21 protein-coding genes, 2 tRNA genes and 2 pseudogenes are annotated in these 24,117 nt (G+C 61.0%); 15 read left to right on the plus strand and 10 right to left on the minus strand.

Translation table 11 applies throughout. The features are described from left to right. Positions 1 to 222 precede the first annotated feature (222 nt). Positions 223 to 969 carry a GGDEF domain-containing protein gene (locus LB553_RS26700; protein WP_224517726.1) on the plus strand — a complete coding sequence of 249 codons (747 nt, stop codon included), beginning with the start codon at positions 223 to 225 and terminating at the stop codon, positions 967 to 969. A gap of 45 nt (positions 970 to 1,014) precedes the next feature. Here LB553_RS26700 and LB553_RS26705 read toward each other — a convergent pair. Beyond that, positions 1,015 to 1,089: transfer RNA gene (locus tag LB553_RS26705), tRNA-Thr, on the minus strand. Between the two features lie 221 nt (positions 1,090 to 1,310). Here LB553_RS26705 and LB553_RS26710 point away from each other — a divergent pair. From LB553_RS26710 to LB553_RS26755, 10 genes are all read left to right on the plus strand, one after another. Beyond that, the gene (locus LB553_RS26710) at positions 1,311 to 1,535 is read left to right on the plus strand and encodes a hypothetical protein (RefSeq protein ID WP_224517728.1); all 225 of its coding nucleotides are present in this window, start codon (positions 1,311 to 1,313) and stop codon (positions 1,533 to 1,535) included. Positions 1,536 to 1,674: 139 nt separating this feature from the next. Next, positions 1,675 to 2,967 carry a UDP-N-acetylglucosamine 1-carboxyvinyltransferase gene (murA, locus tag LB553_RS26715; protein ID WP_224517730.1) on the plus strand — a complete coding sequence of 431 codons (1,293 nt, stop codon included), beginning with the start codon at positions 1,675 to 1,677 and terminating at the stop codon, positions 2,965 to 2,967. Between the two features lie 345 nt (positions 2,968 to 3,312). Further along, positions 3,313 to 3,747: a DUF2948 family protein gene (locus LB553_RS26720; protein ID WP_224517732.1), complete on the plus strand. Its 435-nt coding sequence runs from the start codon at positions 3,313 to 3,315 to the stop codon at positions 3,745 to 3,747. A gap of 7 nt (positions 3,748 to 3,754) precedes the next feature. Continuing rightward, positions 3,755 to 5,047 (plus strand): histidinol dehydrogenase, encoded by a 1,293-nt coding sequence (gene hisD / locus LB553_RS26725; RefSeq protein ID WP_224517734.1) that lies wholly within the window; start codon positions 3,755 to 3,757, stop codon positions 5,045 to 5,047. Positions 5,048 to 5,049: 2 nt separating this feature from the next. Further along, positions 5,050 to 5,535, plus strand: coding sequence for a UPF0262 family protein (locus LB553_RS26730; RefSeq protein ID WP_224517736.1), 486 nt, complete (start codon positions 5,050 to 5,052; stop codon positions 5,533 to 5,535). A gap of 100 nt (positions 5,536 to 5,635) precedes the next feature. Then, positions 5,636 to 6,085 carry a low molecular weight phosphatase family protein gene (locus LB553_RS26735; RefSeq protein WP_224517739.1) on the plus strand — a complete coding sequence of 150 codons (450 nt, stop codon included), beginning with the start codon at positions 5,636 to 5,638 and terminating at the stop codon, positions 6,083 to 6,085. 195 nt (positions 6,086 to 6,280) lie between these two features. Next, positions 6,281 to 6,499 carry a translation initiation factor IF-1 gene (gene infA / locus LB553_RS26740; protein ID WP_006200926.1) on the plus strand — a complete coding sequence of 73 codons (219 nt, stop codon included), beginning with the start codon at positions 6,281 to 6,283 and terminating at the stop codon, positions 6,497 to 6,499. A gap of 129 nt (positions 6,500 to 6,628) precedes the next feature. After that, the gene (locus LB553_RS26745; protein WP_224517741.1) at positions 6,629 to 7,255 is read left to right on the plus strand and encodes a Maf-like protein; all 627 of its coding nucleotides are present in this window, start codon (positions 6,629 to 6,631) and stop codon (positions 7,253 to 7,255) included. A 13-nt stretch (positions 7,256 to 7,268) separates the two neighbouring features. Then, a complete protein-coding gene (gene yacG / locus LB553_RS26750; protein WP_224517742.1) occupies positions 7,269 to 7,490 on the plus strand; it encodes a DNA gyrase inhibitor YacG in 222 nt (73 codons plus the stop codon). Positions 7,491 to 7,770: 280 nt separating this feature from the next. Then, positions 7,771 to 7,846: transfer RNA gene (locus LB553_RS26755), tRNA-Phe, on the plus strand. A gap of 238 nt (positions 7,847 to 8,084) precedes the next feature. Here the strand turns inward: LB553_RS26755 and LB553_RS26760 are convergent. Beyond that, positions 8,085 to 8,206: pseudogene (locus tag LB553_RS26760) on the minus strand (IS6 family transposase); the annotation flags it as partial. Between the two features lie 444 nt (positions 8,207 to 8,650). Here LB553_RS26760 and LB553_RS26765 point away from each other — a divergent pair. Next, on the plus strand, positions 8,651 to 9,343 hold the full coding sequence (locus tag LB553_RS26765) for a response regulator transcription factor (RefSeq protein ID WP_224517744.1): 693 nt from the start codon (positions 8,651 to 8,653) through the stop codon (positions 9,341 to 9,343). A gap of 248 nt (positions 9,344 to 9,591) precedes the next feature. Next, positions 9,592 to 11,016 carry a glutamate-1-semialdehyde 2,1-aminomutase gene (locus LB553_RS26770; protein WP_224517746.1) on the plus strand — a complete coding sequence of 475 codons (1,425 nt, stop codon included), beginning with the start codon at positions 9,592 to 9,594 and terminating at the stop codon, positions 11,014 to 11,016. A gap of 145 nt (positions 11,017 to 11,161) precedes the next feature. On the opposite strand, the gene LB553_RS26775 is transcribed toward LB553_RS26770, so the two are convergent. From LB553_RS26775 to LB553_RS26790, 4 genes are all read right to left on the minus strand, one after another. Beyond that, on the minus strand, positions 11,162 to 11,446 hold the full coding sequence (locus LB553_RS26775; protein WP_224517748.1) for a hypothetical protein: 285 nt from the start codon (positions 11,444 to 11,446) through the stop codon (positions 11,162 to 11,164). Between the two features lie 123 nt (positions 11,447 to 11,569). Continuing rightward, the gene (locus LB553_RS26780) at positions 11,570 to 12,223 is read right to left on the minus strand and encodes a PIG-L deacetylase family protein (RefSeq protein WP_224517750.1); all 654 of its coding nucleotides are present in this window, start codon (positions 12,221 to 12,223) and stop codon (positions 11,570 to 11,572) included. Further along, the gene (locus tag LB553_RS26785) at positions 12,220 to 13,035 is read right to left on the minus strand and encodes a sugar phosphate nucleotidyltransferase (protein WP_224517752.1); all 816 of its coding nucleotides are present in this window, start codon (positions 13,033 to 13,035) and stop codon (positions 12,220 to 12,222) included. The genes LB553_RS26780 and LB553_RS26785 overlap by 4 nt, the downstream gene beginning before the upstream one ends. Continuing rightward, the gene (locus LB553_RS26790) at positions 13,032 to 14,327 is read right to left on the minus strand and encodes a class I SAM-dependent methyltransferase (protein ID WP_224517800.1); all 1,296 of its coding nucleotides are present in this window, start codon (positions 14,325 to 14,327) and stop codon (positions 13,032 to 13,034) included. The genes LB553_RS26785 and LB553_RS26790 overlap by 4 nt, the downstream gene beginning before the upstream one ends. Before the next feature lie 333 nt (positions 14,328 to 14,660). Here LB553_RS26790 and rfbC point away from each other — a divergent pair, with 333 nt between their 5' ends. Both rfbC and LB553_RS26800 read left to right on the plus strand, forming a co-directional pair. Continuing rightward, a complete protein-coding gene (rfbC, locus tag LB553_RS26795; RefSeq protein ID WP_224517754.1) occupies positions 14,661 to 15,203 on the plus strand; it encodes a dTDP-4-dehydrorhamnose 3,5-epimerase in 543 nt (180 codons plus the stop codon). A 274-nt stretch (positions 15,204 to 15,477) separates the two neighbouring features. Next, a pseudogene (locus LB553_RS26800) lies at positions 15,478 to 15,600 on the plus strand (IS5/IS1182 family transposase); the annotation flags it as partial. A 51-nt stretch (positions 15,601 to 15,651) separates the two neighbouring features. Here LB553_RS26800 and LB553_RS26805 read toward each other — a convergent pair. The 4 genes from LB553_RS26805 to LB553_RS26820 form a co-directional block, all read right to left on the minus strand. Further along, complete coding sequence (locus LB553_RS26805) at positions 15,652 to 16,986, minus strand: DUF4910 domain-containing protein (protein ID WP_224517756.1); 1,335 nt, start codon at positions 16,984 to 16,986, stop codon at positions 15,652 to 15,654. A gap of 5 nt (positions 16,987 to 16,991) precedes the next feature. After that, positions 16,992 to 18,053 (minus strand): NAD-dependent epimerase/dehydratase family protein, encoded by a 1,062-nt coding sequence (locus LB553_RS26810; RefSeq protein ID WP_224517803.1) that lies wholly within the window; start codon positions 18,051 to 18,053, stop codon positions 16,992 to 16,994. Positions 18,054 to 18,239: 186 nt separating this feature from the next. Next, positions 18,240 to 20,285 carry a PQQ-binding-like beta-propeller repeat protein gene (locus LB553_RS26815; RefSeq protein WP_224517758.1) on the minus strand — a complete coding sequence of 682 codons (2,046 nt, stop codon included), beginning with the start codon at positions 20,283 to 20,285 and terminating at the stop codon, positions 18,240 to 18,242. A 411-nt stretch (positions 20,286 to 20,696) separates the two neighbouring features. Further along, positions 20,697 to 24,002 (minus strand): GNVR domain-containing protein, encoded by a 3,306-nt coding sequence (locus tag LB553_RS26820; RefSeq protein WP_224517760.1) that lies wholly within the window; start codon positions 24,000 to 24,002, stop codon positions 20,697 to 20,699. Between the last annotated feature and the right edge of the window lie 115 nt (positions 24,003 to 24,117).

Consider the following 24,117-nt stretch of genomic DNA (forward strand, 5'->3'; position numbering starts at 1 on the left):
CGGACCTGCGTGAAAGCGGAATGGTCAGGGCGGTTCAGCCCTTCTAAAGCCTGGACTGGCCAGGCCGGTCATCAAATGCGCCAACCGCCGGCTGCGGCAGCCTTGTGTGCCGGATCCAGCCTGCCATGGAGAAGATGTCGATTGCATCAAATTGTATGCTTCTCTGACACCGAAATCGTAACGGACCTCCTGTAGGCCATGCGTCGAACAGGAGATTGGCCCTTGACCACGAGAACACCGACCGCGCCGGTTCAAACGTGGAAGCACCTCATTTTGCTGGCCGTGCTTGGCACCGCCGCCTGCGTCGGCCTTTCGCTCGGCTTGAACTACCTGCTGCTTTTCAGCGACAGCCTCACACCCTTTGGCCGCGGGACCGTTACGGCAATCATCGTGCCGATCGTCATCGGTCTGCCGCTGTTTGCCCTGATCGGCTGGCAACAGATCGAGATTCGCCGCTACCGGCAGGAACTCACCAGGTCCGGCACCTATGACCAGCTCACCGGCTGTCTGAACGGCAAGGTGTTCACCTCGATGGTCGACAGGAGGGCGCAGAGACCGGCCGGTCCGCGCTCGGGCGCTTTTCTGGTCATCCATCCGGAGCATCTGGCATCGATCAACCTGCGCTTCGGTCTCGAATGGGGCGACGAGGCCTTGCGGCTGATCGCATCGGCGATCCGAGCCGCGGTGCGCCAGGACGATCTGATCGGCCGGATCGGAACCTCGATGTTCGGCGTCTTCCTGCCCGGCGCGAGCGAAGACGACGCCAAGGACGTCGGCGAGCGCATTCGCGGCACGGTCGGCGAAATCTATTTCGCGCCGAAAGGCGACAAGGACGTGCTTGCGATCAAAGTCGGCGGCGTCATTTTCGAGCGGGAGCTGGATTTCGAGGACATGTTCCGCTTCGCGGAGGAAGGCATGGCCGAGGCCCCGGACGAAGCCGGCCTGCGGCTCTCGCATGTCACCAACTGAGCCGGCGCGATCGCCGGAAGGGCTCATGTCGATGTTTCGGTAAGCTGGTGCTGCGAGAGAGGATTGAACTCTCGACCTCTCCCTTACCAAGGGAGTGCTCTACCACTGAGCTACCGCAGCCTGCGATGGCGGCGCTTCTGCCATATCGAACCGGCAAGCGCAAGGCCAAGAAAAACCCAAAGCGTCGCATCTGTTTCTGGCCGACGATTAAGCGGGTTTGAGGCGGCATGCGCGGATGATCCACAGCGCGAAACCGGCTCTCGCCCGCTTTCATGACATGGCGGCGCGAAAATGCTAGCCATGCGGAATCGCGGCCGGCGAGAGCGGGTCAGGATCGGACGATGAACGACAAGGCAAATCCACCGAAAAAAGGCGACGGCGCGCGCAAGGACCGGCTGGCCGAGGCGCTACGCGCCAATCTGCAGAAGCGCAAGGCGCAGACGCGGTCGCGGCGCGCCGGGGACGCCGACAAGCAGCGCGCTCGCGACGCTGACAAGCAGCGCGCCCGCGACGCGGATCAAAGGTCCGAAGGGTTGCCGGCTGCTGGAAAAATGCACAAGGACTGACCAAATCAGCCATACTGCCCGGCCAAAGTCGGTCCGGCTTCACGAAAATCCTATTTCTTGAACCAAGCCGGCCAATGGTCTAAGCCGGGCACACTCAACCGATTGAAGCGGCCTGTTTGGGCCGAGGGGACATTTTCTTATGGATCGCATCAGAATTGTCGGCGGCAACGCGCTGGCCGGCACCATTCCGATCTCGGGCGCCAAGAACGCGGCATTGCCGCTGATGATTGCCTCGCTGCTCACTGACGACACGCTGACGCTCGAAAACGTGCCGCATCTGGCCGATGTCGAGCAGTTGATCCGCATCCTCGGCAATCACGGCGTCGACTATTCCGTCAACGGCCGACGCGAAAAGCAGCAGGAAGGCTATTCGCGCACGATCAATTTTTCGGCCCGCAACATCGTCGACACCACCGCGCCTTACGAGCTGGTGTCGAAGATGCGCGCTTCCTTCTGGGTGATCGGGCCCTTGCTTGCCCGCATGGGCGAAGCCAAGGTGTCGCTGCCCGGCGGCTGCGCCATCGGCACGCGCCCGGTCGACCTGTTCCTCGAGGGCCTGCAGGTTCTGGGCGCGGAACTCGACGTCGACAATGGCTATGTCATCGCCAAGGCCAAGAACGGCCGCCTCATCGGCAATCGCTACGTCTTCCCGAAGGTCTCGGTCGGAGCCACCCACGTGCTGATGATGGCGGCCTCGCTCGCCAAGGGCGAGACGGTGCTGGAGAACGCCGCCTGCGAGCCGGAAATCGTCAATCTCGCCGAATGCCTGATCGCCATGGGCGCCAAGATCCACGGCGCCGGCACCTCAACCATCACCATCCACGGCGTCGAGGCGCTGTCGGGGGCTCGTGTGCGCGTCATTCCCGACCGCATCGAGACCGGCACCTATGCCATGGCGGTGGCGATGACAGGCGGCGACGTGATGCTCGCCGGCGCCCGTCCAGACCTGTTGCAGACCGCGCTCGACGTGCTTGTCGAGACCGGCGCCGAGATCACGCCGACCAATGAGGGCATCCGCGTCAAGCGCAATGGCTCGGGCATCGCGCCGGTCGACGTGACCACCGCCCCCTTCCCCGCCTTCCCGACCGACCTGCAGGCGCAGTTCATGGGCCTGATGACCATGGCCAAGGGCAAGTCGCGCATCACCGAGACGATCTTCGAGAACCGCTTCATGCATGTGCAGGAGCTCGCGCGCCTCGGCGCCCACATCACGCTTTCCGGCCAGACGGCGATCGTCGACGGCGTCGCCAAGCTCAAGGGCGCTCCCGTGATGGCGACCGACCTACGCGCCTCGGTGTCGCTCGTCATCGCCGGCCTTGCGGCCGAAGGCGAGACCACGGTCAACCGCGTCTATCACCTCGATCGCGGCTTCGAGAGGCTGGAAGAGAAGCTCTCCGGCTGCGGCGCGGTGATCGAGCGTATTTCGGGCTGATACGCACGGAGCAGGTGCCCGAGACAAAAGAAACCTCTCGCGTGTTGGGGCCGCCCAATTTTCGAATCGGCGCCGCCCCTCATCTGCCTGCCGGCATCTTCTCCCCGTGAACGGGAAGAAGCGCTGTCCGCAGTCTTGGCGCCCTTCCTGAAACGTTCGCGATTGGCGAAGTCGCCGGCGAAAGCGCCCTTCTCCCGGTCACTATACGAGGAGGAGTGCCCGGCAGGGCGATGAGGGCGGCGCAGAGCTGACGTGATTGCCTTTTGCTGCGTCCGTGTCGAGGTTGCACGGACCGGAAAGACCGCCTAACAGAAGGCTGAAACAAACTTTAGGTGCGCATTCCGCATGGCAGCTCTCAAGCTCATCGCGCTCGACGACCAGGATCTGAGCATCATTTCGGCGCATGTCCAGGACGCCGTGATGAAGGTCTCCGATCTCGAATATCTGCCGGCGGCCAAGCGTTTCGTGATGACCATGAACCGCTTCGTCTGGGAGGCGAAATCGGGCCTGTTCCGCCAGCACAACGAACGCCGGCAGAGCGTGCTGCATTTCGACCGCGTGCTCGGCGCCAAGACCAGCGGCATTTCGCGCGACAAGCCGGCCGAGGTGCTGTCGCTGCTGGCGGTCAGCTTCATTGCCATCAGCAAGCCGGCCGGCATCGTCGAACTGGTGTTTTCGGGCGGCGGCACCATCATGCTCGACGTCGAATGCGTCGAGGCGCGGCTTGCCGATGTCGGCGGCTCCTGGGAAGCCACCTCGCGACCCGTGCACAGAGGCTAAAGACGCAATGGCGATTACGCTCCGACAGCAGGACGCCGATTTCGAACAGCGTTTTTCGGCCTTTCTCACCACCAAGCGGGAAGTGTCGGCCGATGTCGACGACGTGGTTCGCGATATCATCGCGCGCGTGCGCGCCGAGGGCGACAAGGCGCTCATCGACTACACGCTGAAGTTCGACAAAGCCGACCTCGGCAAGCTCGGTATCGCCGTGTCGAAGGACGACATCGCCAAGGCCTATGAAGCGGCTGATCCGGCGACCGTCGAGGCGCTGAAATTCGCGCGCGACCGTATCCGTTCGCATCATGAGCGGCAGAAGCCGAAGGACGACCGCTATACGGACGCCGCCGGCGTCGAGCTTGGCTCGCGCTGGACGGCGATCGAAGCCGTCGGCCTTTACGTTCCGGGCGGCACGGCGAGCTACCCGAGTTCGGTGCTGATGAACGCCGTGCCGGCCACGGTCGCAGGCGTCGAGCGCATCGTCATCGTCGTGCCGGCCTCGGGCGGCGTCATCAATCCGCTGGTGCTGGTGGCGGCCGAGCTTGCCGGCGTTTCGGAGATCTTCCGGGTCGGCGGAGCGCAGGCCGTTGCAGCACTCGCCTATGGCACCGAGACGATCAGGCCGGTCGCCAAGATCGCCGGACCGGGCAATGCCTATGTCGCGGCGGCCAAGCGCCAAGTGTTCGGCACAGTCGGCATCGACATGATTGCCGGGCCGTCGGAAGTGCTGGTGGTGGCCGACGCAGACAACGATCCGGACTGGATCGCAGCCGACCTTTTGGCGCAGGCCGAGCATGATGTTTCGGCCCAGTCGATCCTGATCACCGACGACGCAGAGTTCGGCAAGGCGGTCGAGCAGGCGGTCGAACGCCAGCTGAAAGTCCTGCCGCGCGGCGAGACGGCCGGGGCGAGCTGGCGCGATTTCGGCGCCGTCATCCTGGTGCCGACACTCGAGGCCTCGCTGCCGCTGGTCAACAGGATCGCCGCAGAGCATGTCGAACTCGCCTTCGACGACGCCGAGGCATTCCTTTCCAGGATGCGCAACGCAGGCGCCGTCTTTATCGGCCGCCACACCCCGGAAGTGATCGGCGACTATGTCGGCGGCTCCAACCACGTTTTGCCGACGGCGCGCTCGGCGCGCTTCTCGTCGGGACTGTCGGTGCTCGATTTCGTCAAGCGCAGCTCGATCCTGAAGCTCGGCCCGGAGCAGCTCAAGGCGCTGGCGCCCGCCGCGATCGCGCTCGCCAAAGCCGAGGGGCTCGATGCCCATGCCCGCTCCGTCGCGATCAGGCTGAACATGTAGCAATGTCCGGCCATCACCAAACTCGCGATAGGCTGATCGACGTCGAGCTCGACGAATCGATTGGACGTTCGACGCCCGACGTCGAGCACGAGCGGGCCGTGGCGATCTTCGACCTCATCGAAGAGAACAGCTTTCGGCCGGTCAATGATGACGGCGCGGGTCCTTACAAGCTCAAGCTTTCGCTGGCCGAGTCGCGCCTGGTCTTTGCCGTCAGCCGCGAGAACGGCGCCGACGTCGTCACCCACATCCTGTCGCTGACGCCGCTGAGGCGCATTGTCAAGGATTATTACCTAATCTGCGAAAGCTATTACGAGGCCATCCGCTCCTCGACGCCGAGCCATATCGAGGCGATCGACATGGGCCGGCGCGGCCTGCACAATGAAGGCTCGCAGACGCTGATGGACCGGCTTGCCGGCAAGATCGAGATCGACTTCGACACGGCGCGCCGGCTGTTCACGCTGGTGTGCGTGCTGCACTGGCGGGGCTAGATCAGGATGATGTTTCGTTGAAACACCATCCTGATACAGTGCTTTATTGGAGCATGATCTTTTCCAAAAACCGGTTCCCACTTTTTGGGATCATGCTCTAGTGGCCGCCCTGCCCCACTCGATCCTGTTTTTGTGCGGCATGAACGCCGTGCGCTCGCCGATCGCGGAACAACTGGCGCGCCGCATGCTTCCCGCCACCACCTTCGTCGCTTCAGCCGGTGTGCGCGCGGGCGAGCGCGACCCGTTCGTCGATGCAGTGCTCGCCGAAGAAGGCCTGTCGCTTGGCGAGCGCCAACCCAGGACGCTGGAGGATATGGAGGACGATTATTTCGACCTGATCATCACACTGGCGCCGGAGGCGCATCATGCGGCGCTCGAGCTCACTCGCTCGCTCGCCGTCGAGGTCGAATACTGGCCGATGCCCGACCCGACCGACACAGGCGGCACCCGAGAACACATCATGGCCGCCTATCGCGATGTGCGCGAGCGGCTGAAAGCGCGCATAAGCCGACGTTTTGCGGCACCGGGGGCGGAAAGCGCCCCGGATTAAGCTTGTTCACAAGCGGATGATTATCATATAGGTTCCGCGCAAATTCCGGTTGGAGTCGGATGATTTCAGGTCTGTTCGACCTGAAATCATCCGACCCCAGATCAAGAGTAGAGCATGATGCCGTCCGAAAACCGCTTCACACTTTTCGGCGTCAGGCTCTAGGTGCCGGAACCGCAATCCAAGCAAAGGTATCGAATGCCGAAGGAAGAAGTCCTCGAGTTTCCAGGTGTGGTCACCGAACTGCTGCCCAATGCGATGTTCCGCGTGAAGCTCGAAAACGAACACGAAATTATCGCCCACACGGCCGGCCGCATGCGCAAGAACCGCATTCGCGTGCTGACCGGCGACAAGGTCCTGGTCGAGATGACGCCTTACGACCTGACCAAGGGCCGCATCACCTACCGTTTCAAGTAACAGTCCGGCGCGCACCGAGCCGGATGATTTCAGGTCTGTTCGACCTGAAATCCAGATCCGGCTCCAAATCAAAGAGTGGAGCACGATGTCGTCCGAAAACCGCTTCACACTTTTCGGCATCATGCTCCCATGAGCATCCTGCAGAAGCTCGTGCTTGCCTCGGGTTCGCCGCGCCGCATCGAACTTTTGCAGCAGGCCGGCATCGAGCCCGACCGGGTGCTGCCCGCCGATGTCGACGAGACGCCACTGCGCGCCGAGCATCCGCGCTCGCTGGCCAAGCGCCTTTCCAAGGACAAGGCCGAGAAGGCGCTGGCCTCGCTGAAAAGCGAGGAGGACTATGCGCCTGCCTTCATCCTCGCCGCCGACACGGTGGTGGCGGTCGGGCGGCGAATCCTGCCCAAGGCCGAGACGATCGACGACGCCATCAATTGCCTCGGTCTGCTTTCCGGCCGCTCGCACCGGGTCTATTCCGGCATTTGCCTGATCACGCCCAGCGGCAAGCTGCGCCAGCGGCTGGTGGAGACCAGGGTTCGCTTCAAACGGCTGCCGCGCGAGGAGATCGACGCCTATGTCGCGTCCGGCGAATGGCGGGGCAAGGCCGGCGGCTATGCCGTGCAGGGCCTAGCCGGCTCCTTCGTCGTCAAGCTGGTCGGCTCCTACACCAATGTGGTCGGCCTGCCGCTCTACGAGAGCGTGGCGCTGCTTTCCGGCGAAGGCTTCAAGGCGCACCAGAACTGGCACGCCGCGCGCTCATGAGCATAGGTTACACATGAGTTCGGGCGACAAAGTAACGCCACTGAGGCCGAAGCGGCCCTGTCCCGAATGCGGCAAACCGTCGGCGCGCGAGCACTATCCGTTCTGCTCGGCGCGCTGCAAGGACATCGACCTCAATCGCTGGCTGAAAGGCGCCTATGTAATCCCCGGCCGTGACGGGGAAGAGGAAGAGGACGACGCGGCCAAGCCAAGTCCCTCGCCCGAGGACGAGGATTGAGCGGCGGCGGCCGCTGTTATCCAGCAATTTTTCGTTGCGACAAAGTCAGCACCTAAGCTAAGTGCTTGTTTTTACTTAGGTCAGGAGCGGCATGGAGCCGCGCACTTTTCCGGGAATTGCTCTTGTTTTTTACGCAATTCCGGGGCGGAAAACCGCTGCACACTTTTCCTGGAATTGCTCTGGACAGCCAAGATACTCGTGCTATAACCCACGCGCTTTCAAGGGGCGCCGCTTGGCGCTCCTCTGAAATCCGGCGGGCGGTTCACGTTAGCCGGCGCAGGCCCAGATAGCTCAGTTGGTAGAGCAGCGGACTGAAAATCCGCGTGTCGGTGGTTCGAATCCGCCTCTGGGCACCATCAGCTTATTTGTACGGCCCGGAAACATGGGTAACAGAATGTACCTAAGACATGGGTGACAACCTCGTGCCGAACGGGTTGTCGATGGTCTGCAAGGTCCTCTGTTCCAAGTCGATATATCCCAGATCATAGTGCATGAAGCTGACGAGCCAAATGCCGTCGTCGACCTCCTTTATGCCGAGCCTCTGACCGGCGAGCAGGATAGAGGCGAGCGTTTCCCCCCTTGCCGATGCGATGGTCAGGCCGCGCCTTCTGCCTGTCGCTTGCGCATCATATGGACCATCTGAACCCGGCCAGGGCTGCAGTCGCGCTTGCGAACGACTTGAAGCCGAGCATCGGCCGTACCCGGCGAACGCGTCTCCAACTGTCGCAGATCGTGCCGCGCGATGACCACCGCTGCGCCACTCGTTCGCTGCGGCACTGTTGAGGGCGCGCTCGCGAGCGACGGCGCTGCCGCCGGGAGCGCGCCGCATTAGGGTCCAGCCTGGCTTCGGTCTTTCGATGGCCCAAAAATTTACTGAAAATTAACTTAGATTAGAGACTACTTATAAACAGACCATAAACTGACCCAAGTTGTTCTGGGTGGGGGGCAGCAAAAAATTGCTCAAGGCTCCAAGCTGGGTGATCCAGCCTGAAGCCTTTAACAGGTTGGGAATCAAACTTTCACGTTCCAAAGATTGAGGGAGGCTTTGGTTGGCCGCCGCAAGGCGAGCCGTTCTGTGGAAAGGCGGTGCGAGTATGAGTTCTACAGTAGGATTGCAAAACTACACTTCGACAAATCAGTTGGGGATCCCCTTGAGGGGGATGGAGAATGTCCACGAGCAAGCAGGCAGGCAATGCCTCCTTATCCTGGACGGAAGGGCCCTTGATCGCGAATGTCTCGGATCGGCCCTCGAGGATCACGAACTCGGCATGGCGGTCGTCGCGGTGGGTTCGATCGAAGAATGGCGAGTGAAGAAGGCATCAGCCCCTCCTCTCGCCGCCATACTCTTCAACCTTGGCGGCCGGAAGGTCACCGATCATGGCATCGCGGACGAGATCAGGCATATTTCGTCCGAATTCAAGTCAGTCCCTGTTGTCATCCTGGCCGACACCGAGGACCTTGGACAGATACTGGCGGCTCTCGAATGCGGCGCACGCGGCTATATTCCGACCTCGGTCGCGATCGACGTTTGCGTTGAGGCGATCAACCTTGCAGCGGCAGGAGGCATCTTCGTCCCGGCGAGCAGTGTCCTGTCCATGCGGCACCTGATTGATTCAGGCAACTGCGACACGCGGCCTCTGACGGGCATTTTCACGCTCAGGCAGGCTGAGGTCGCCCAGGCGCTCCGGCGTGGCAAGGCGAACAAGATCATCGCCTACGAACTGAACCTGCGCGAAAGCACCGTCAAGGTCCATATCCGAAACATCATGAAGAAGCTGAAAGCGACGAACCGCACGGAAGTTGCCTATAAGGTCAACGACCTCTTCGCGGACGGAGCTGTGGCTGAAGAGTGATCGCAAGCGGCAAGACGGCCCCTGGTCAATCCAGCGGGCCGTTTTGTTTTCCGTGGATCATCTGTTGGGAGCTGGCCGAGATCCGCGGCGATAATCTTGGTCTAACCGTCCCCGAAAAGCTGTCGCATCGCGCAAAGAGCTCGGCTCGTGCGCGCCGGCTACCCCCCAAAGTGCTAACCGATGACCTTATGGACAACGCGAAATCCTGAGCCGAACTTATAGACTTCCTGCCGGATGGAGTGGTCCGCATGTCTGAGCAAAGCCTTCGTTTTCGCGAATCCGTCCGCCTGCAGGAACGCGGCCGCGAGCTAATCCCGGGCGGCAGCCACACATACGCAAAAGGCGAGGACCAGTATCCCGTCCTGGCGCCAGGCTTCATCGAGCGTGGTTTGGGATGCCATGTCTGGGACGTCGACGGGAACGAGTACATCGAATACGGCATGGGCAACCGTTCGGTCGGGCTGGGGCATGCCTACCCGACCGTGCTCAGAGCGGTGGAGGCCGCCCTCCACGGCGGCTCCAATTTCACGCGGCCCGCCAGCATTGAGGTCGGCTGCGCCGAGACGTTCCTGGAGCTCATCGGCGCTGAGATGGTGAAGTTCTGCAAGGACGGATCGGACGCGACTTCGGGAGCCGTCCGCCTTGCCCGCGCCTACACGGGCCGCGATCTCGTTGCCTGCTGCGCCGACCACCCTTTCTTTTCGACGGACGATTGGTTCATCGGGACAACGCCGATGAATGCCGGAATTCCGGAGGCGACCCGAAACCTGACCGTCACTTTCCGCTACAACGACATCGCCTCCGTAAGGGACCTGTTCGACAGATACCCCGGCAAGCTGGCCGCCCTGATCCTCGAGCCTTCCCGCGGCGACGATCCGAAGGACGGTTTCCTGCATCAAGTCCAGGGTCTCTGTCGGGAAAAGGGCGCGCTGCTCATCCTCGACGAGATGATCACAGGGTTCAGGTGGCATGCGGCCGGGGCGCAGAAGCTCTATGGCATCGAACCGGACCTGTCGGCATTCGGCAAGGCGCTTGGGAACGGATTTTCGGTCTCCGCCCTCGCGGGTAAACGCGAATACATGCGGCTCGGCGGCCTTGAGCATACGGACCGCCCAAGGGTGTTCCTGCTGTCCACCACGCACGGCGCGGAGACCCATGCGCTTGCGGCGGCGATCGCGACCATGCGGACTTACCAGAGCGAGCCGGTCATCGAGCACCTGTACCGTCAGGGAACGAAATTAAGGGAAGGGATCGAAGAGGCCGCCAAACGGCGTGGCGTAGATGGTCACTTCAAGGTCGTCGGCCGTGCCTGCTGCCTAGCCTATGCCACGCTCAACCCCAACGGCAAACCGTCGCAGGCATATCGCTCCCTGTTCCTGCAGGAGACGATCAGGCGTGGGGTGCTTCTGCCCTCTCTCGTCGTCAGCTTCACCCACGACGACGCGGCCCTCATGAAGACTATAGAGGCCGTCGACGATGCGTTAGCGGTGTACGCGCAGGCCCTGGAGTCTGGGACGAGCCGTTTCTTGGTAGGCCGTCCCTCGCAGGTCGTCTTCCGCCGCTTCAACAATGGCGACGAACGAGCTGAAACAGTTACGGACCCGGAGAATTCTCAAACCGCGAACAATACGACCAAGAGGCAACCGGAAACACGGCTCGCGGCGACATCTTGACGCCGTGAACGCTGCCTTCTCGCTCGGCTGAGGATCAGGATCTCACCTCTGTCACCGTCCCGTAATGTAAGGCGCACTGACAAACGTAGCACGGCCAGCCGGGCTAGGGAGAGCGCGGGCTAGCTTGTCCCCTCGGACCCGCCTATCAATCCGCCGCAACGGGAACAGACCGCGGGAAGGTGTGTCTGCCCAGCCATATGACGGCTTCCTCGATCGTGTCGAAATTCTTGTGCTGCCCGGTTAGCAGCCCGAAGCCTGTCTCAAGGAACCATTTGCCTTTCGTGGAGTACGCCTCCTCGTCGATCTGGGTAAGGACGGCAACCAGATGGTTGGATTTCCACACCAGAAACCCGGATTCTCCGCCCTCGATCGTTCCGATCCGAACCTTGCTGAGCGAAAATCCAGGAGCAAGTTTCCTCACCTTGATCACATTCCCCTGAGAGCGTATCGCAAAAAGGCTCTGGCTTGCACAGCTGCGTCCGCGCTGGCCTTCTTAAATCTGTTCGCCGAATGCGACTGGCGAGTTTACTAGCAGATCCACTGCTCTTTTTTCTTACAAAATTCTGGCCTTCCGGAGCGTGAAGGCCTCTGCGAAATGCTCGGGTGCGCGGCATTCCATTCCGCGCAATCTCGCGAGCCCAACGAATGTCTCGCGATCGAACCAATCCTTCGAGCGCTGCGTCCCGAAGTGCTCGTGGAGGAGTTCGATCTTGCGTTCCAACACGTCGGCCGTGAGCGACACGTAGGCATTGGGCTGGCCAAGGTCGCCATCCCATTTTGGGATCTCATATTCGAGCACAAGATGATCGCGGAAGACGTTCCAGGTCAGTTGGTTGACCTCCCTATGGTCCTGATGGGCGTCAAACCTTGCGTGCGTTAACACCACGTCGGGATGAACCCGTGATCTCACATCTAGCAGCCACTGCTTTATCGATCGGCTATGGGCGGGGAAGTAGCTGTCTTCGAAATCCGCAATGTCGACCCTGGACGAGCGCGATCCTTCGAGGAAAGCCGCGGCCGAAGCCCTGGCTTCCGCCGACCGTTGGCCGCCCGCGCTCAGCACGCACCAGTGCACGTCCACTTTCATCCCCGACGCGATCAGGCCGAGTATCGTGCCTCCCGCGCCGATCTCTATGTCGTCCGAATGGGCGCCAAGGCAGAGGATCGATAGTTCCTCCCCGCGACGAGCGAGGCCAAGCCCCTTCATGATGCGGCCAAAACCCTGTTGCGGCTGTTCTTCTCGGCGGTGATCTTCCTGTTCCAGGGCATGTCGCCCTTTTCGACCATGTCTTCGAGCGATTGCCAATCACGCAGCGTATCCATCGAACGCCAGAATCCCTCGTGCTTGTATGCCATGAGCATGTTGTCGTCGATCAGCCGCCTGAAGGGCTCGAGAACGAGTTCCTCGCCGTCGCGCATGTAGTCGAAGATTTCGGTACGGAATACGAAGTAGCCGCCATTGATCCATATCTCGGCAGTGTCCGTCGTGCGGAACTCGCGCACGCGCCCGTCTTCCGCGATGTCGGCCAAATGGTATGTCAGTGGCGCGCGCACGGCGAGGAAACAGCCGATCTTGCCGCTTGCCTCGAATTTCGCAATCACGTCGTCGAGGTCGACATTGGTCAGGCCGTCGGAGTAGTTGGCCAGGAACATCTTCTCGTTCCTGACATGATCCCTGGCGGCCCAAAGGCGCTCTCCGATGTTGCGCCAGATGCCGGTGTCGAGCAGGGTAATGCTCCAGTCCTTGACCGCGTCACCGAGCAGTTGCACGTCCTGGCCGCCCCGAGAGACCACGCAGTCGGAAAAGGTCTGCGGCCGAGTGTTCAGGAAGAAATCCTTGATGACGTTGGCCTTGTAACCCAGGCACAGGACGAAGTCGTCATGCCCGTAATCGCTGTACCATTGCATTACGTGGCGCAGGATCGGCTGGTGGCCGAGCGGAATCATCGGCTTCGGAATGCTGTCGGAATAGTCGCGTATCCGGGTTCCACGCCCCCCGCAGAAAAGGATGACTTTCATCTCGGCAACTCCGATGGATCAATCACCATTACGAAAGGAATCGGCACCACGAACTTCGCGCCCCAGGCGGCAACGTGGTGCAACTGCTTGATGATCTCATCCTTCAAGTTCCACGGAAGGATCAAGATGTAATCCGGCTTGGCCTGTTCGATCGCCTCGATAGGTTTGATCGGGATGTGCATGCCCGGTGTGAAACGGCCGTGCTTGTAGGGATTGCGGTCGACCGTGAAGTCCAGGAAGTCAGTGCCGATGCCGCAGTAGTTGAGCAGCGTGTTGCCCTTGCCGGGCGCGCCGTAGCCGCAGATCTTCTTGCCTTCGCTTTTGGCCGAGATCAGAAACGCCAGGAGATCGCGTTTCGCGCGCTGCGCCTTGTATCCGAAGGAGGTGTAGGTCGTCATTTCCGTCAACCCGCGCCGCTTTTCGCGGTCGAGGAGTTCGGCGACACGGTCATCGGTGAGCCAGTTGCTGTCCTCGTTGGCGAGATAGACGCGGAGCGACCCGCCATGGGTGGGCAGTTCCTCTACGTCGATCAGCCGCAACTCATGGCGGGCCGCCATCAGGTCGATCGTCAGCAGTGAGAAATATGAAAAATGCTCGTGGTAAATGGTGTCGAACTGGTTGTCGGCCATCAGCCGCTCGATGTGCGGGAACTCGAGCGTGATCACGCCCTCCGGTTTGAGCAAGATTTTCATTCCCGCGACGAAGTCGTTGAGGTCGGGCACCTGCGCCAGGACGTTGTTGCCAATAATGAGATCGGCGAGCAGTCCCTCGGCCACCATCTGAAGCGCCAGCCGCACCCCGAAGAAGTCGACCCGGGTGGGCACGCCCTTCTCGACCGCCACGCGCGCGACATTGGCCGCCGGCTCGACACCGAGGACTGGAATGCCGAGCGGCAGGAAGTGCTGTAGCAGGTAACCGTCATTGCTTGCGAGTTCCACGACAAAGCTGTCCGCGCAAAGTCCAAGTCGCTTCGTAATCGCTTCGCAATAGGCTTTCGCGTGGGCCACCCAGCTTGTCGAGAAGGAAGAAAAGTAGGCGTATTCGCCGAAGATGGTCTCGGGGCTCACATACTCCTTGAGCTGGGCCAAATAGCAGCTCTCGCAGACCAGGACGTTGAGCGGGTAGTAGAGTTCCATCTGGTCAAGTTGGTCGGCCTGCGGGAAGCTCTCGCAAGGGGGCGACATGCCAAGGTCGACCAGAGTGTGGCGCAGGCGCGATCCGCAGAGCCTGCAACCGACATTCCGGCGTGCCGTCTTGGGGTCGCAAACAATTTCGGCAGCCTGAATGTTCATTCGGTACTCCTGTCGCGATGGCTCGAAAAAACGGCCGCGCGGTGGCCTGAAGGTGAACCCGCCGCGCGCCCGTGGAGAGTGCTGCTGTTTCAATGCAGGTTAGGACGGGGCGCCCCCGGGTTCGATTTCCCAATCCGTTGTCAGCCTTAATTCTTATAGAGAAACGGCAGGCGTCGATGACGCCGCCGGACCACCGAATGGCTAATGCGGTCCGCCGGGCATAACGCGATCGGAGAGGCCACCTAAGGCTTAGGTAGACCTTTCAGTCCAGACACCCGGTGCCGACAATCGAACCGCCGGTCCTTGCCCGGTCACCGAGGGTTTAGGGGCAACATGCGGTTTACCGAAACGGAGCTGAAGGGTGTCTGGCTGATCGAACCGACGCCCGTGATTGACGACCGCGGCTCGTTCACCCGTCTTTTCTGCGAGAGAGAGATGGCCGATTGCGGGCTGGTGACGCGCTTTGTCCAGCACAGCCGGGCGCGTTCGATCAGAAGGGGAACCCTCCGAGGGCTGCATTATCAGGAGGAGCCATACGCCGAGGTGAAGCTCGTCTCCTGTGTCAGAGGCGCGATTTTCGATGTGGTCGTGGACCTGCGTCCGAACTCGCCGACACGCTTCGATTGGCTGGGCTTCGAACTGACGGCTGAAACCATGAAACAGGTTTACATCCCCGCCGGCTTCGCCCACGGGCTCCAAACCCTGACGAACGACGTCGAGGTCTCCTACCTCATATCGCAGTTCTATACGCCCCACGCATCAACGGGCGTCCGCTACAACGACCCCGCCTTTTCGATAAACTGGCCCTTCATGCCGACCGCGATATCGCAAAGGGACATGAACTGGCCGCTGTTGAAGACGCCGAAGAAGTGCTAGCGCGGTTGTGATGCCGGACAGAAGCGGTTCCACACTGCTCCAGGTGGCGATGAGGATTTAAGGTTGGGATTCGCAGGCTGGGGCAATCAGATTCAAGAGTGCTTCAGTCTTGGCCGAGAGCTACGATCCGGATCGGTTGAATGACGCGCAATGGGCTCGGGTGGCCCCTCTGACGCCTGGTGGCTGAATATGGGCAAGGGCGGTCCGCACCAACAACCGGCTGTTGATAGATGGGCGGCTTGGCACCAAACTGCACGTCGGCAATCCTGCCTAAGACAAAGATCTCTACAAGGAATGCAATCTGGTCGAACGCTTCTTCAACAAGCTCAAGCAGTTTCGACGCATCGCAACCCGCCACGACAAGCTATCTGCTGACTTGATGGGCTTGGTCACACTCGGCGCGATCCATATCCTGCCGACGCAAAAGTTAATTCCTCACCACCACCAGCTAGCGAGCCGCCTCAGGCGCGGCCTCGGCCAACAGACCATGATCCAACAGCAATCTTGCCGCGGCCGCCAGTTCCATGAACGGCAGCCCCGAGCGCTCCGCCATAGAGAGAAGCGAATGCCGGCCGTCGGCGAGATTGAGCACCCAAAGCAAGGACATCGAGGTTGCCCCCGAAGACTTCTGCCCTCCCAGGGCCGCGTAGAGACCGCGCCTGCCGAGCTGCGGTTCGCCTTTGGGAGAAAGGTTCAACGGCGTCCAGTCCTCTTCTACGATGTCGATGACGTCCGTCAGGATGCGGAAGGAGTCCTCCAGGTGCTCCGGCCCGATGAAATCGAGATTATCGGCCGACGTGTGGTATTCGGGGAAAGTGCCGTGGACGCCGCGCTGGAACATGCCGACCGGAAGATTGAAGCCCGGCGAACAATACTGCCTCTCATCGTAGCCGTAAGGGGAGAAATCCATCAGCCTAGCCCCGGCTTCCCGCCCGAGCACGTGCGCCATCGCGCGGTCGATGAAGGCATCACCGCAGCGGCTGCGCTTGTATGTCGGGCTTGCGGCGTCGCCCACGCAAGACAGCACCAGACCGTGGTCGATGAGATGTACCCGGTCCTCGTTGCGGGACAGCCAAGTGATCGAGCCAATCGTGGCGGGGGCAAACAAGAAGCGGTAGCTGTAGCGTGTTTGCCTTGTCCTCAGGCTTCTCGCAAGGATCGCCAGCAGGGCTAAGCCCGAGCAATTGTCGTTGGCCAGCGAAGGATGGCAGATGTGCGCCGAGAGAAGGAATTCCCGATCCGTCCACCCGCGGTGCAGGTATTCGCCATAGGTCAGGCTGCCGTCCTCGAGGTCGGCATCGATCTCCACCCGGTAGAAACCGTCGGGCATCCGGGCCAGCCGGTCGTGAGCCATGCAGAAGCCCCAAGCCGGAGCGTAATAGGAGGTGCGGTAGGGGATCACCTGCGGCTGTTCAGGCAGCGTATGGATGTGCGCTCTCAATTGATCGAGCGGCAGGATACCGTTGAAGCGCACGCTGTAGTTGACGACATGCAGGTTGGAGCTTGCAAAATCGACGACCTTCTGCCCGTCCGGTCCCGTGATGCTAGCCGAGCGGATATTCCATTCCCTCGGAACAGTCCAGTCGAGCACCTGCGTCCCCGTGGGCACCTCGTGCCGCTCCAAATCGACATGCCGTGACAGGATATCCAGAGTCCGTCGCACGCCATCTCCGGTGATGCTCCTGCAGATTGGGAACAGCTGTTCGGCCAAGGCGTAAATTCGCTGGCCGACGCCAATGGAGGCCGGCGGTGGGCAGGTCCCGTCGGGTTTCACGTGCTCCATGCCGCCTATCCTGCCGCCGCCTCCAGTGTTCTCGAGGCTTCCGGGACCCGCATGCGCGCATCCAGTAGTCCATTGGCTAGAAGATGCCTGATATGGCCTATGCGCTGGAAGCGCGGCCCCTCGAATTCCTCGAGAGTGACATTCGACTTTCGGTAGGCCTGGTAAAGCTGCTCTGCCCCCTTGCGTGCATCCCATTGCGGCTTGAAGGCAGGAAGGGTGCGCGCAATCTTGTCGAAGCTGACGCGGTAGGACCGCTTGTCGGGTCCGGCGTCGGACGCGAATTCGAGCCGGCAGCCCGGCACGACGTCGGCGACAATTTCGGCTATGTCGCGGATCCTGTAGTTGTGCTGCGTGCATCCCACATTGAAGGCTTGGTTGTGGACTGTCTCGCGTGGCGCTTCCAGTCCGGCGATGAATGCCGTGGAAATGTCTTCGATGTGGACGATCGGCCGCCAGGGTGTCCCGTCGGACTTCAGGAGGATCCTCCCTTTCGTCACTGCCCAGGCGACGAGATTGTTCAGCACGATGTCGAAGCGGAGCCGAGGCGACAGGCCGTAGGCCGTGGCGGGCCGGAAATAGGTGGGAGAGAAGACGCCGTCGGCCAGTTCGGAAATATCCCGCTCCGAAAGCACCTTGGACCAGCCATAAGGCGTGATGGGGTTCAGATCGCCCGTTTCGTCAACCATCGCCTCTCCCGCCTGTCCGTAATTGCTGCACGATGATGCGAATAGGAATCGCGTCACGCCGGCCTCCTTGGCGGCCTTTGCAAAGCGGACGCTGCCCTTGTGGTTGATCTCGTAGGTGATGTCCGGATCGAGATCGGACAGCGGGTCGTTGGAAAGAGCCGCAAGGTGGATGACCGCATCGAACCCTTCGAGGTCGCGCGCATGCACGTCCCTGACATCTTTTTGGATGGCGGGAACGGGGGCCTGCTCGCCGCCCAAAGCAAAAGTGCAACGCCGGTATAGATCACTGTCGTAACCCGTCACCGAATGCCCCGCGCGGAGCAGCATCGGCACCATCACCGAGCCGATGTAACCTTGATGGCCGGTTACCATGACTTTCATAGCGCATCTCTTCGCAAGCTGGATATGGATTGCGCAGAGCCTACTGAGGCGGAAAGGGCCGGGCGAGAACGCCAATAGGCGGTCGGAATGCCCTGTTGGATGAAGCCTGGCCGCCGATTAGTTCTTTTGGATGGTGCGCGCCTTCTCCTTTGGGGTGTTCCCTCAGCGGGACTCTGCGCGGCGGTCCTACAGTCCGAAGGCAAACAGTGCCCGGCCGGCTGCGATCGCTATGACCTGCTGGCCGTCCACGACAAACGAGATCGGAGCTGCTCTTGTTTCTCCGCCTACCGGCATGTGCCAAAGCTCTTGTCCGGTGGCGGAGTCGAGCGCGAACAACACCCCTCCGGAGGCGCCGAAAACCAGTCCACCGGCGGTCGCGAGCAGACCGCCGTAACCTGAGTCCTTTGCCGTGGGGGAACGGAATTCCCACCTCCTCTTGCCGGTCGCGGCATCGAGCGCACGCACGGCCCGCACGGGCGGAGTGACCCACGCTGCCCCGCTTGCAACAAACAATCCCCCTTCCCCTCGTTGGACGTTGTCCGGATCGGTTTTCGTGAAGATCGATGCCCCTTCGCTGGTCGGCACGAAGACCAGCCCTTGGCCTTGGTCGAAGGCCGGATTTTGCCAGTTCGTTCCACCGCCGCCTGGCCATATGAGGCGTCCCTCCGTCGAAGCGCCCGCGGATAAGATCGGCCGGCCCGCGTGATCCAGGCCATCGGCCCAGTTCTGCTCAACAAAGTTTACGCCGGTCAGGAATTCGCCCGTGACCCTGTCGAGCACATAATAAAATCCATTCCTGTTCGCCCAGCAGATCACCTTGCGGTTGGCGCCGTTGATCGCGAGTTCGGCAAGAATAGGCGACTGGTTCGAATCCCAGTCCCGCTCATCGTGTGGCGAGAACTGGAAGTGCCATACGAGCTTCCCGGTACTCGCACGCAGCGCGATCACGCTGTTAGTGTACAAATTGTCGCCGGGGCGTACGTCGCCATTGTAGTCAGGACTCGGATTGCCCACGCCCCAGTATAAGAGATCAAGGGAAGGGTCGTAGCTGCCCGTCACCCATGTCGGGCCGCCGCCGGTTCGCCAGGCGTCGTTCTTCCACGTCTCGTGCCCCGGCTCGCCAGGACCAGGAATGGTATTGAATTTCCACAGTTGCTTGCCGCTAGCGGAATCATAGGCCGCCAGAAATCCGCGAATGCCGAACTCGCCGCCGGCAACGCCGACCACGACGGCATTGTTCGCGACCAGAGGCGCCCCGGTCATTGAGAAGCCTTCGGAGGGCTTGGCTACCTCGGTTTCCCAGATCTCCTTGCCGCGGTTGGCGTCCACAGCGACCAGGACGCCATCCAAGGTGCCCAGAAACAGCACGTTGCCGAGAACGGCAAGTCCTCTGTTTACGCGGCCACAGCACATGGGCAGGTTATCGGGTAAGGGCCGTTCGTATTTCCAGATCACCTTGCCCGATTTCGTGTCGTAGGCAACGATGCCGGCGGGAGGAACGCTGGTGAAGAGCGTTCCGCCGACGACGAGCGGTGTTGCTTCCATAAGCCGGTCGTCGGTGTCGAACTGGCTAATCCAGCGGGCACGAAGTCGGGACACATTTTCCTTGGTGATTTCGGAAAGCGGTGAATAGCGCCGACCGTCCAAAGAACCCGAATAGGTCAACCATTGGCCCGAGTTCGGAGCAAGCAGATCGTCGCCCTTCACATTGACATCAAGGTGAAACAAGGTGTCGTCGCTCGTGGCCGAAGTTTTGGCCTGAAGCGATCTGATGTAACCTACAACCCTCCAACGGTCGTCGAACAACAGATCAGCGTGGGACGCCATGGAAGTGCCGGGAATACCGTCGCGCACGACCTTGTAAATGGCCAGATCGCTGTCGCCGTGTCTGAGTGGCCGATCGAGAAGGGGAGCATGTGCCCCCGATCCGTCGTGGCAGGCCGCGCAGTTCCTTTGAAATATCTCAGCGCCGCCGGCCCGATCCTCCGGGCTGACAAAAGGATTGCTGACTGCGGCATCCAGGGAGCGCCCTTCCGTGACTGTTGTCGTCAAAACGAACCCACTCGAAGGGTTCGTCATCTGAAGAAGCTCGTGCCAGGAAAGGTCCGGAACCCCCCCTAATCCCTTGCGCGTATAGAGCTGTAATCTCCAGATCAATGAGTGCCAGATCTTTGTACTCTTCGGCCCGTCCGCCGGCTGCGGCAGGTTGTTGTAAAATACAGCGCCAACCATCACGGCTACAAAAGCAGATATAGCCACAGCGTAGATAAGCCGTGACTTCGGCCTCCTTCGGTCGGCTGAACGTTCCATTCTCTTTAATCGACAGTTTTGCCCGTTTGCCAGCTTATCGCGTATTCTTATGAGATTCATTCTCACGAGTGCGAAGAAGTCAGATCGAGACCCCATTGATCGCCGAGAGGAGCCAAGGGCAAATCCCGTCCTGTCGTCCCGATACGGTGGCCACGCCTGTTGCTTGTCAAGGCACTCTCCCAGCAAGCGGGCCTTACCCGCAAGAACGGCAAAAGGAGTACCTGTGCTGGTGCTTAACCCTAAGCCGTACGAATGGGGTTCTAGCCGCATTGCCGATACGTGCAACAAGAGTGGCAGCCTGCTGAGGAAAAGCGGGCTTGCCGAGGGCAATCCTTAGGCAGCCAGATGCTTTAGGGACCGTGTCGGGGCCCCCGTGATCAACACGCCAGCTATCGGCGCCCTGCTCGCATGCATCGACCGTACGAGTTCCTTCAGTACGTCCGTGGAGGTTCTGCCCCATCTGGCGACCAGGATGACGCCATCGAGAACCGAGCTGGCCGCCAATTTGGATCCCGAAGTGAACGACGGAAGAACTATGATGATAATGTCGTACGATTCCAATCCTTCAAGGACGGTTCGCACCGTCTCCGGGACAAGCAGCTCATTGGCGTCGGAGGACGAGCATAGAAGCATGTCGAACTGCCGGTTCGGCACAGCTACTATGTCTGGCGCAACAAGGCCCGCTGCCCGCTCGAGAGCGGCAGGGGATCCCGCCAGCAGCAGCTTGGTCAACTGCGGGTGAGCGACGTCCGCGTCGACGAGCAACACGCGCTGCCTGCACATCGAATAGAGCGAAGCGAGGTTGATTGCCGCCGAGCATTTGTCGTCGCCATCCGCCGTTGAGGTAATGCCGAGCCATTTCATCGGTCGGTCGCTGACGGCGAGGCCGATCGCAGTCTTGACCCGCCTGAGGCTATGGCTGAATGGCGAGTATGGAGCGCTTGTCACCTCTTCCATCGGACCGATGTGTCCTTTCCGGCCGAATGGCGGGAGCTCGCCAACGCATTCCAGCCCGAGCTCCTCGCGGACTTGTCGCGGCGAACGAATGGTCTTGTCGAACATGTTGCGGATGAAAGCCAGGCCCATTCCGACCATCATGCCCAAGAGAGCGCCGAAAGCCACCACCAGTTCGCGCCGCGGATAGCTGGCCGACAGCGGTCGCGAGGCGGGTGTGATGACCCGCAGGTCGGCAATCGGAAACGTCTCCTGGCTGAGCGAGCTTGTATGGGCCTGCAAGAAGTTGCGGTACATCTTGCGGTAAATGTCCGCGGTGAGATCGAGTTCTTGGAGCGTACGCTCCTGGGTCTCGCCGCCTGCATCTCCCGTATCGGTTCTATTGCCTTCGGTCAGCGCGACGCTCGCCGGTCTGGCGACACTGTAGTCGTGCCGGGCGCGGAATTCCTGGGCGATCCGCGTGGCGTTGTTCATTTGGCTCCGCAACTCCCCCAGACGCTGGTCGAGCCATACGCCATCCTCATGCGCCACCGCTCCCTTGGTCCCCAGTTGCTCGAGCACGAGGGCATTCGCGGTGGCGTTGGCTATCCTGGCGGACAGTTCGGGATCGCGGGAGCTGAAAGAGATTTCGATCGCGTAAGAGCCATCCACCCGACGCATGTCCAGTCCGCTCTGAAAAGCCTGCATCGTACGGCGGCTGCGCTCGAATTCCGCGACCTCGGACGTTGTGCTGTCAGCGCCGTCCGGAGCCGGTTTTCTATTGCCTTTGGACCCGACGGCATCTTCACCTGTTCGGAAGCCGAGCGTTTGCAGCAAGAGCGCGCCGAATCGGTCAAATCGTTCGGCCAAGGTAAGACTTTGCGGCCGATTGAACGTCGCGTCGTCCCGCAGGTTGAGGTCGTCTATAACCATCATCGCGGTCTTTTCCGACCTCATGAGAGCGATCCGACTTTCGATCTGCGCTCTGTCCAGGGACGGGTTTACTTCGCCCGACTGCTGCTGGAGGAGCTTCGAGAGGTTCGGCTCGATGAGAATTTGGGTGCTCGCCATGTAGATCCGGTCAGTGGTGACGACATAAAATCCCGCGGCAAGGATGCCCATCGCCAAGCAACTTATGATGGAGCGCGTGTACAGCCTCACGAAGGATGCGATGTCCGACAGGCTGATGAATTCGCGGTCGATGGGATCCTGCCTGTTGGACGCCGGCGGCCACTGCCCGGATGTCGTCGCGCGTCTCGAGGCAGCTGAGTCGTCGATCAATTCTGGGGAGTTCTGATATCCGTGCGACTGCCGCGCGAAGGCCTGCCTGTTCCTGCGGGCGCGGACCCTGGTGGCGGCGACGACGGCAAGAGCGATGAAGAAAACGATGCCCGGGTCCGCGGTCCCGCTCGAAATGGAAGCGGCAACCATAGCAGCCAAGGCGCATGCCTGGACGGAGGACACCACCGCTTCGGTTTCGCCATCAACGTGAGACCTCAATCCTCCAAGCCCGCGGATCACCACGGCCAGAAGCGTCGCCATCATCAGACTGCCGACTAAACCGAGTTGCGAGACAACGGCAATCGGCCAGCTGGAAGCGCGAGAGCTGCCGAACCCGACGCCCAGGCCACTGGTATCGGCAAAGGACTGGAGGCTCTTGATGTTCCAGTAAGCCCGTTCATGGCCGGAGTCTGTACTGCCCTTGTTGATGACGGTCGAGTCGATGAGCTCAATTACCGGATCGAGGATTCGTTCGTTGTAGAGGATGATTGCCATTACCGCGCAGACCCCGGCCGTCAGCAGGGTGACGATCAGGATTTCGTCAGCAGTGACGCGACCGGCCAGAAATGAACGTGCAAGGGAAAAAGCAACGGGAACGCTCAGCACGGCCAAGCCGACATATGCTGTCGACGACGTACAAAGAAGCAGCAGGACCAGCAGTAGCCCGGACAGCCAGCGGGCCAGCCGCGAGCCTGTCTTGCGCCAGTAGACATAGCAGAACGACAAGCACGCCAGGGAGACGCCGCCGAAGGCCGACGCTTCGGAATAGGCTCCGGCAATGCGGAAGAAGCCTGCCTGGACCTGGTCTGTGAGCATCGCGTAGCTAGCGCTCCGGATCACCTGCAGAAGGTCCCCGGTTCCCGCGAGCTTGCCCGCCACGTCGAGCATTCCCATGGCGACATGGAGTACGCACCAGATGAAGAAACCTCGACGGATCTCGTCCATCCTGTTCTTGTTCAGGAGCAGGATACAGAGGGCGATGACGACAAGGCCGCCAAGAATGAAATATCCGGTTTGCGAGATATTGGACGAGACCGGCTCGAGTGAGGCCTCTATGACGACACCGTGGCGCGTCTTGGACTGCACGAAAGCGCTGGTCTGTCCTGCAAACAGACGCGGGAAAAGCCACGCGCCGGCCACTGCATAAAACATAAGGCCAGAGAGAACCCAGATGGCCCGGATCTTGCCGAATACATCACCTAGGTCCTGCCAGAGCCGCCTCCTGGCGGCGACCCCCGTCACCATGAGGCCGCCGAAGAAGGTATAGACAAGCGGCGACGACCCGCCTAGCGAACTGAGCGTCATCAAGGCTGTCGAACCGAAAGCCAGCGATGCGATAAGTCCTATGATCAGAGGCGCCCGGTAGTAAATCGCGGTCAGCAGAACTGCGGCACAGACGATGAAACCGACAGGCGAGAGCTCCATCTGTCGTCAGGCCCATCCGAGCCGGCCGCAGCGCTGCGTTTCCTTCATACGGCTGGTTCCCGGCGCGTCCACGCGTATGTCACAATTTCCAGGCCGGCTACCCGCAGCAATGCCC

This window comes from Mesorhizobium sp. CA8, from assembly GCF_020164955.1.
GTDB lineage: Bacteria > Pseudomonadota > Alphaproteobacteria > Rhizobiales > Rhizobiaceae > Mesorhizobium.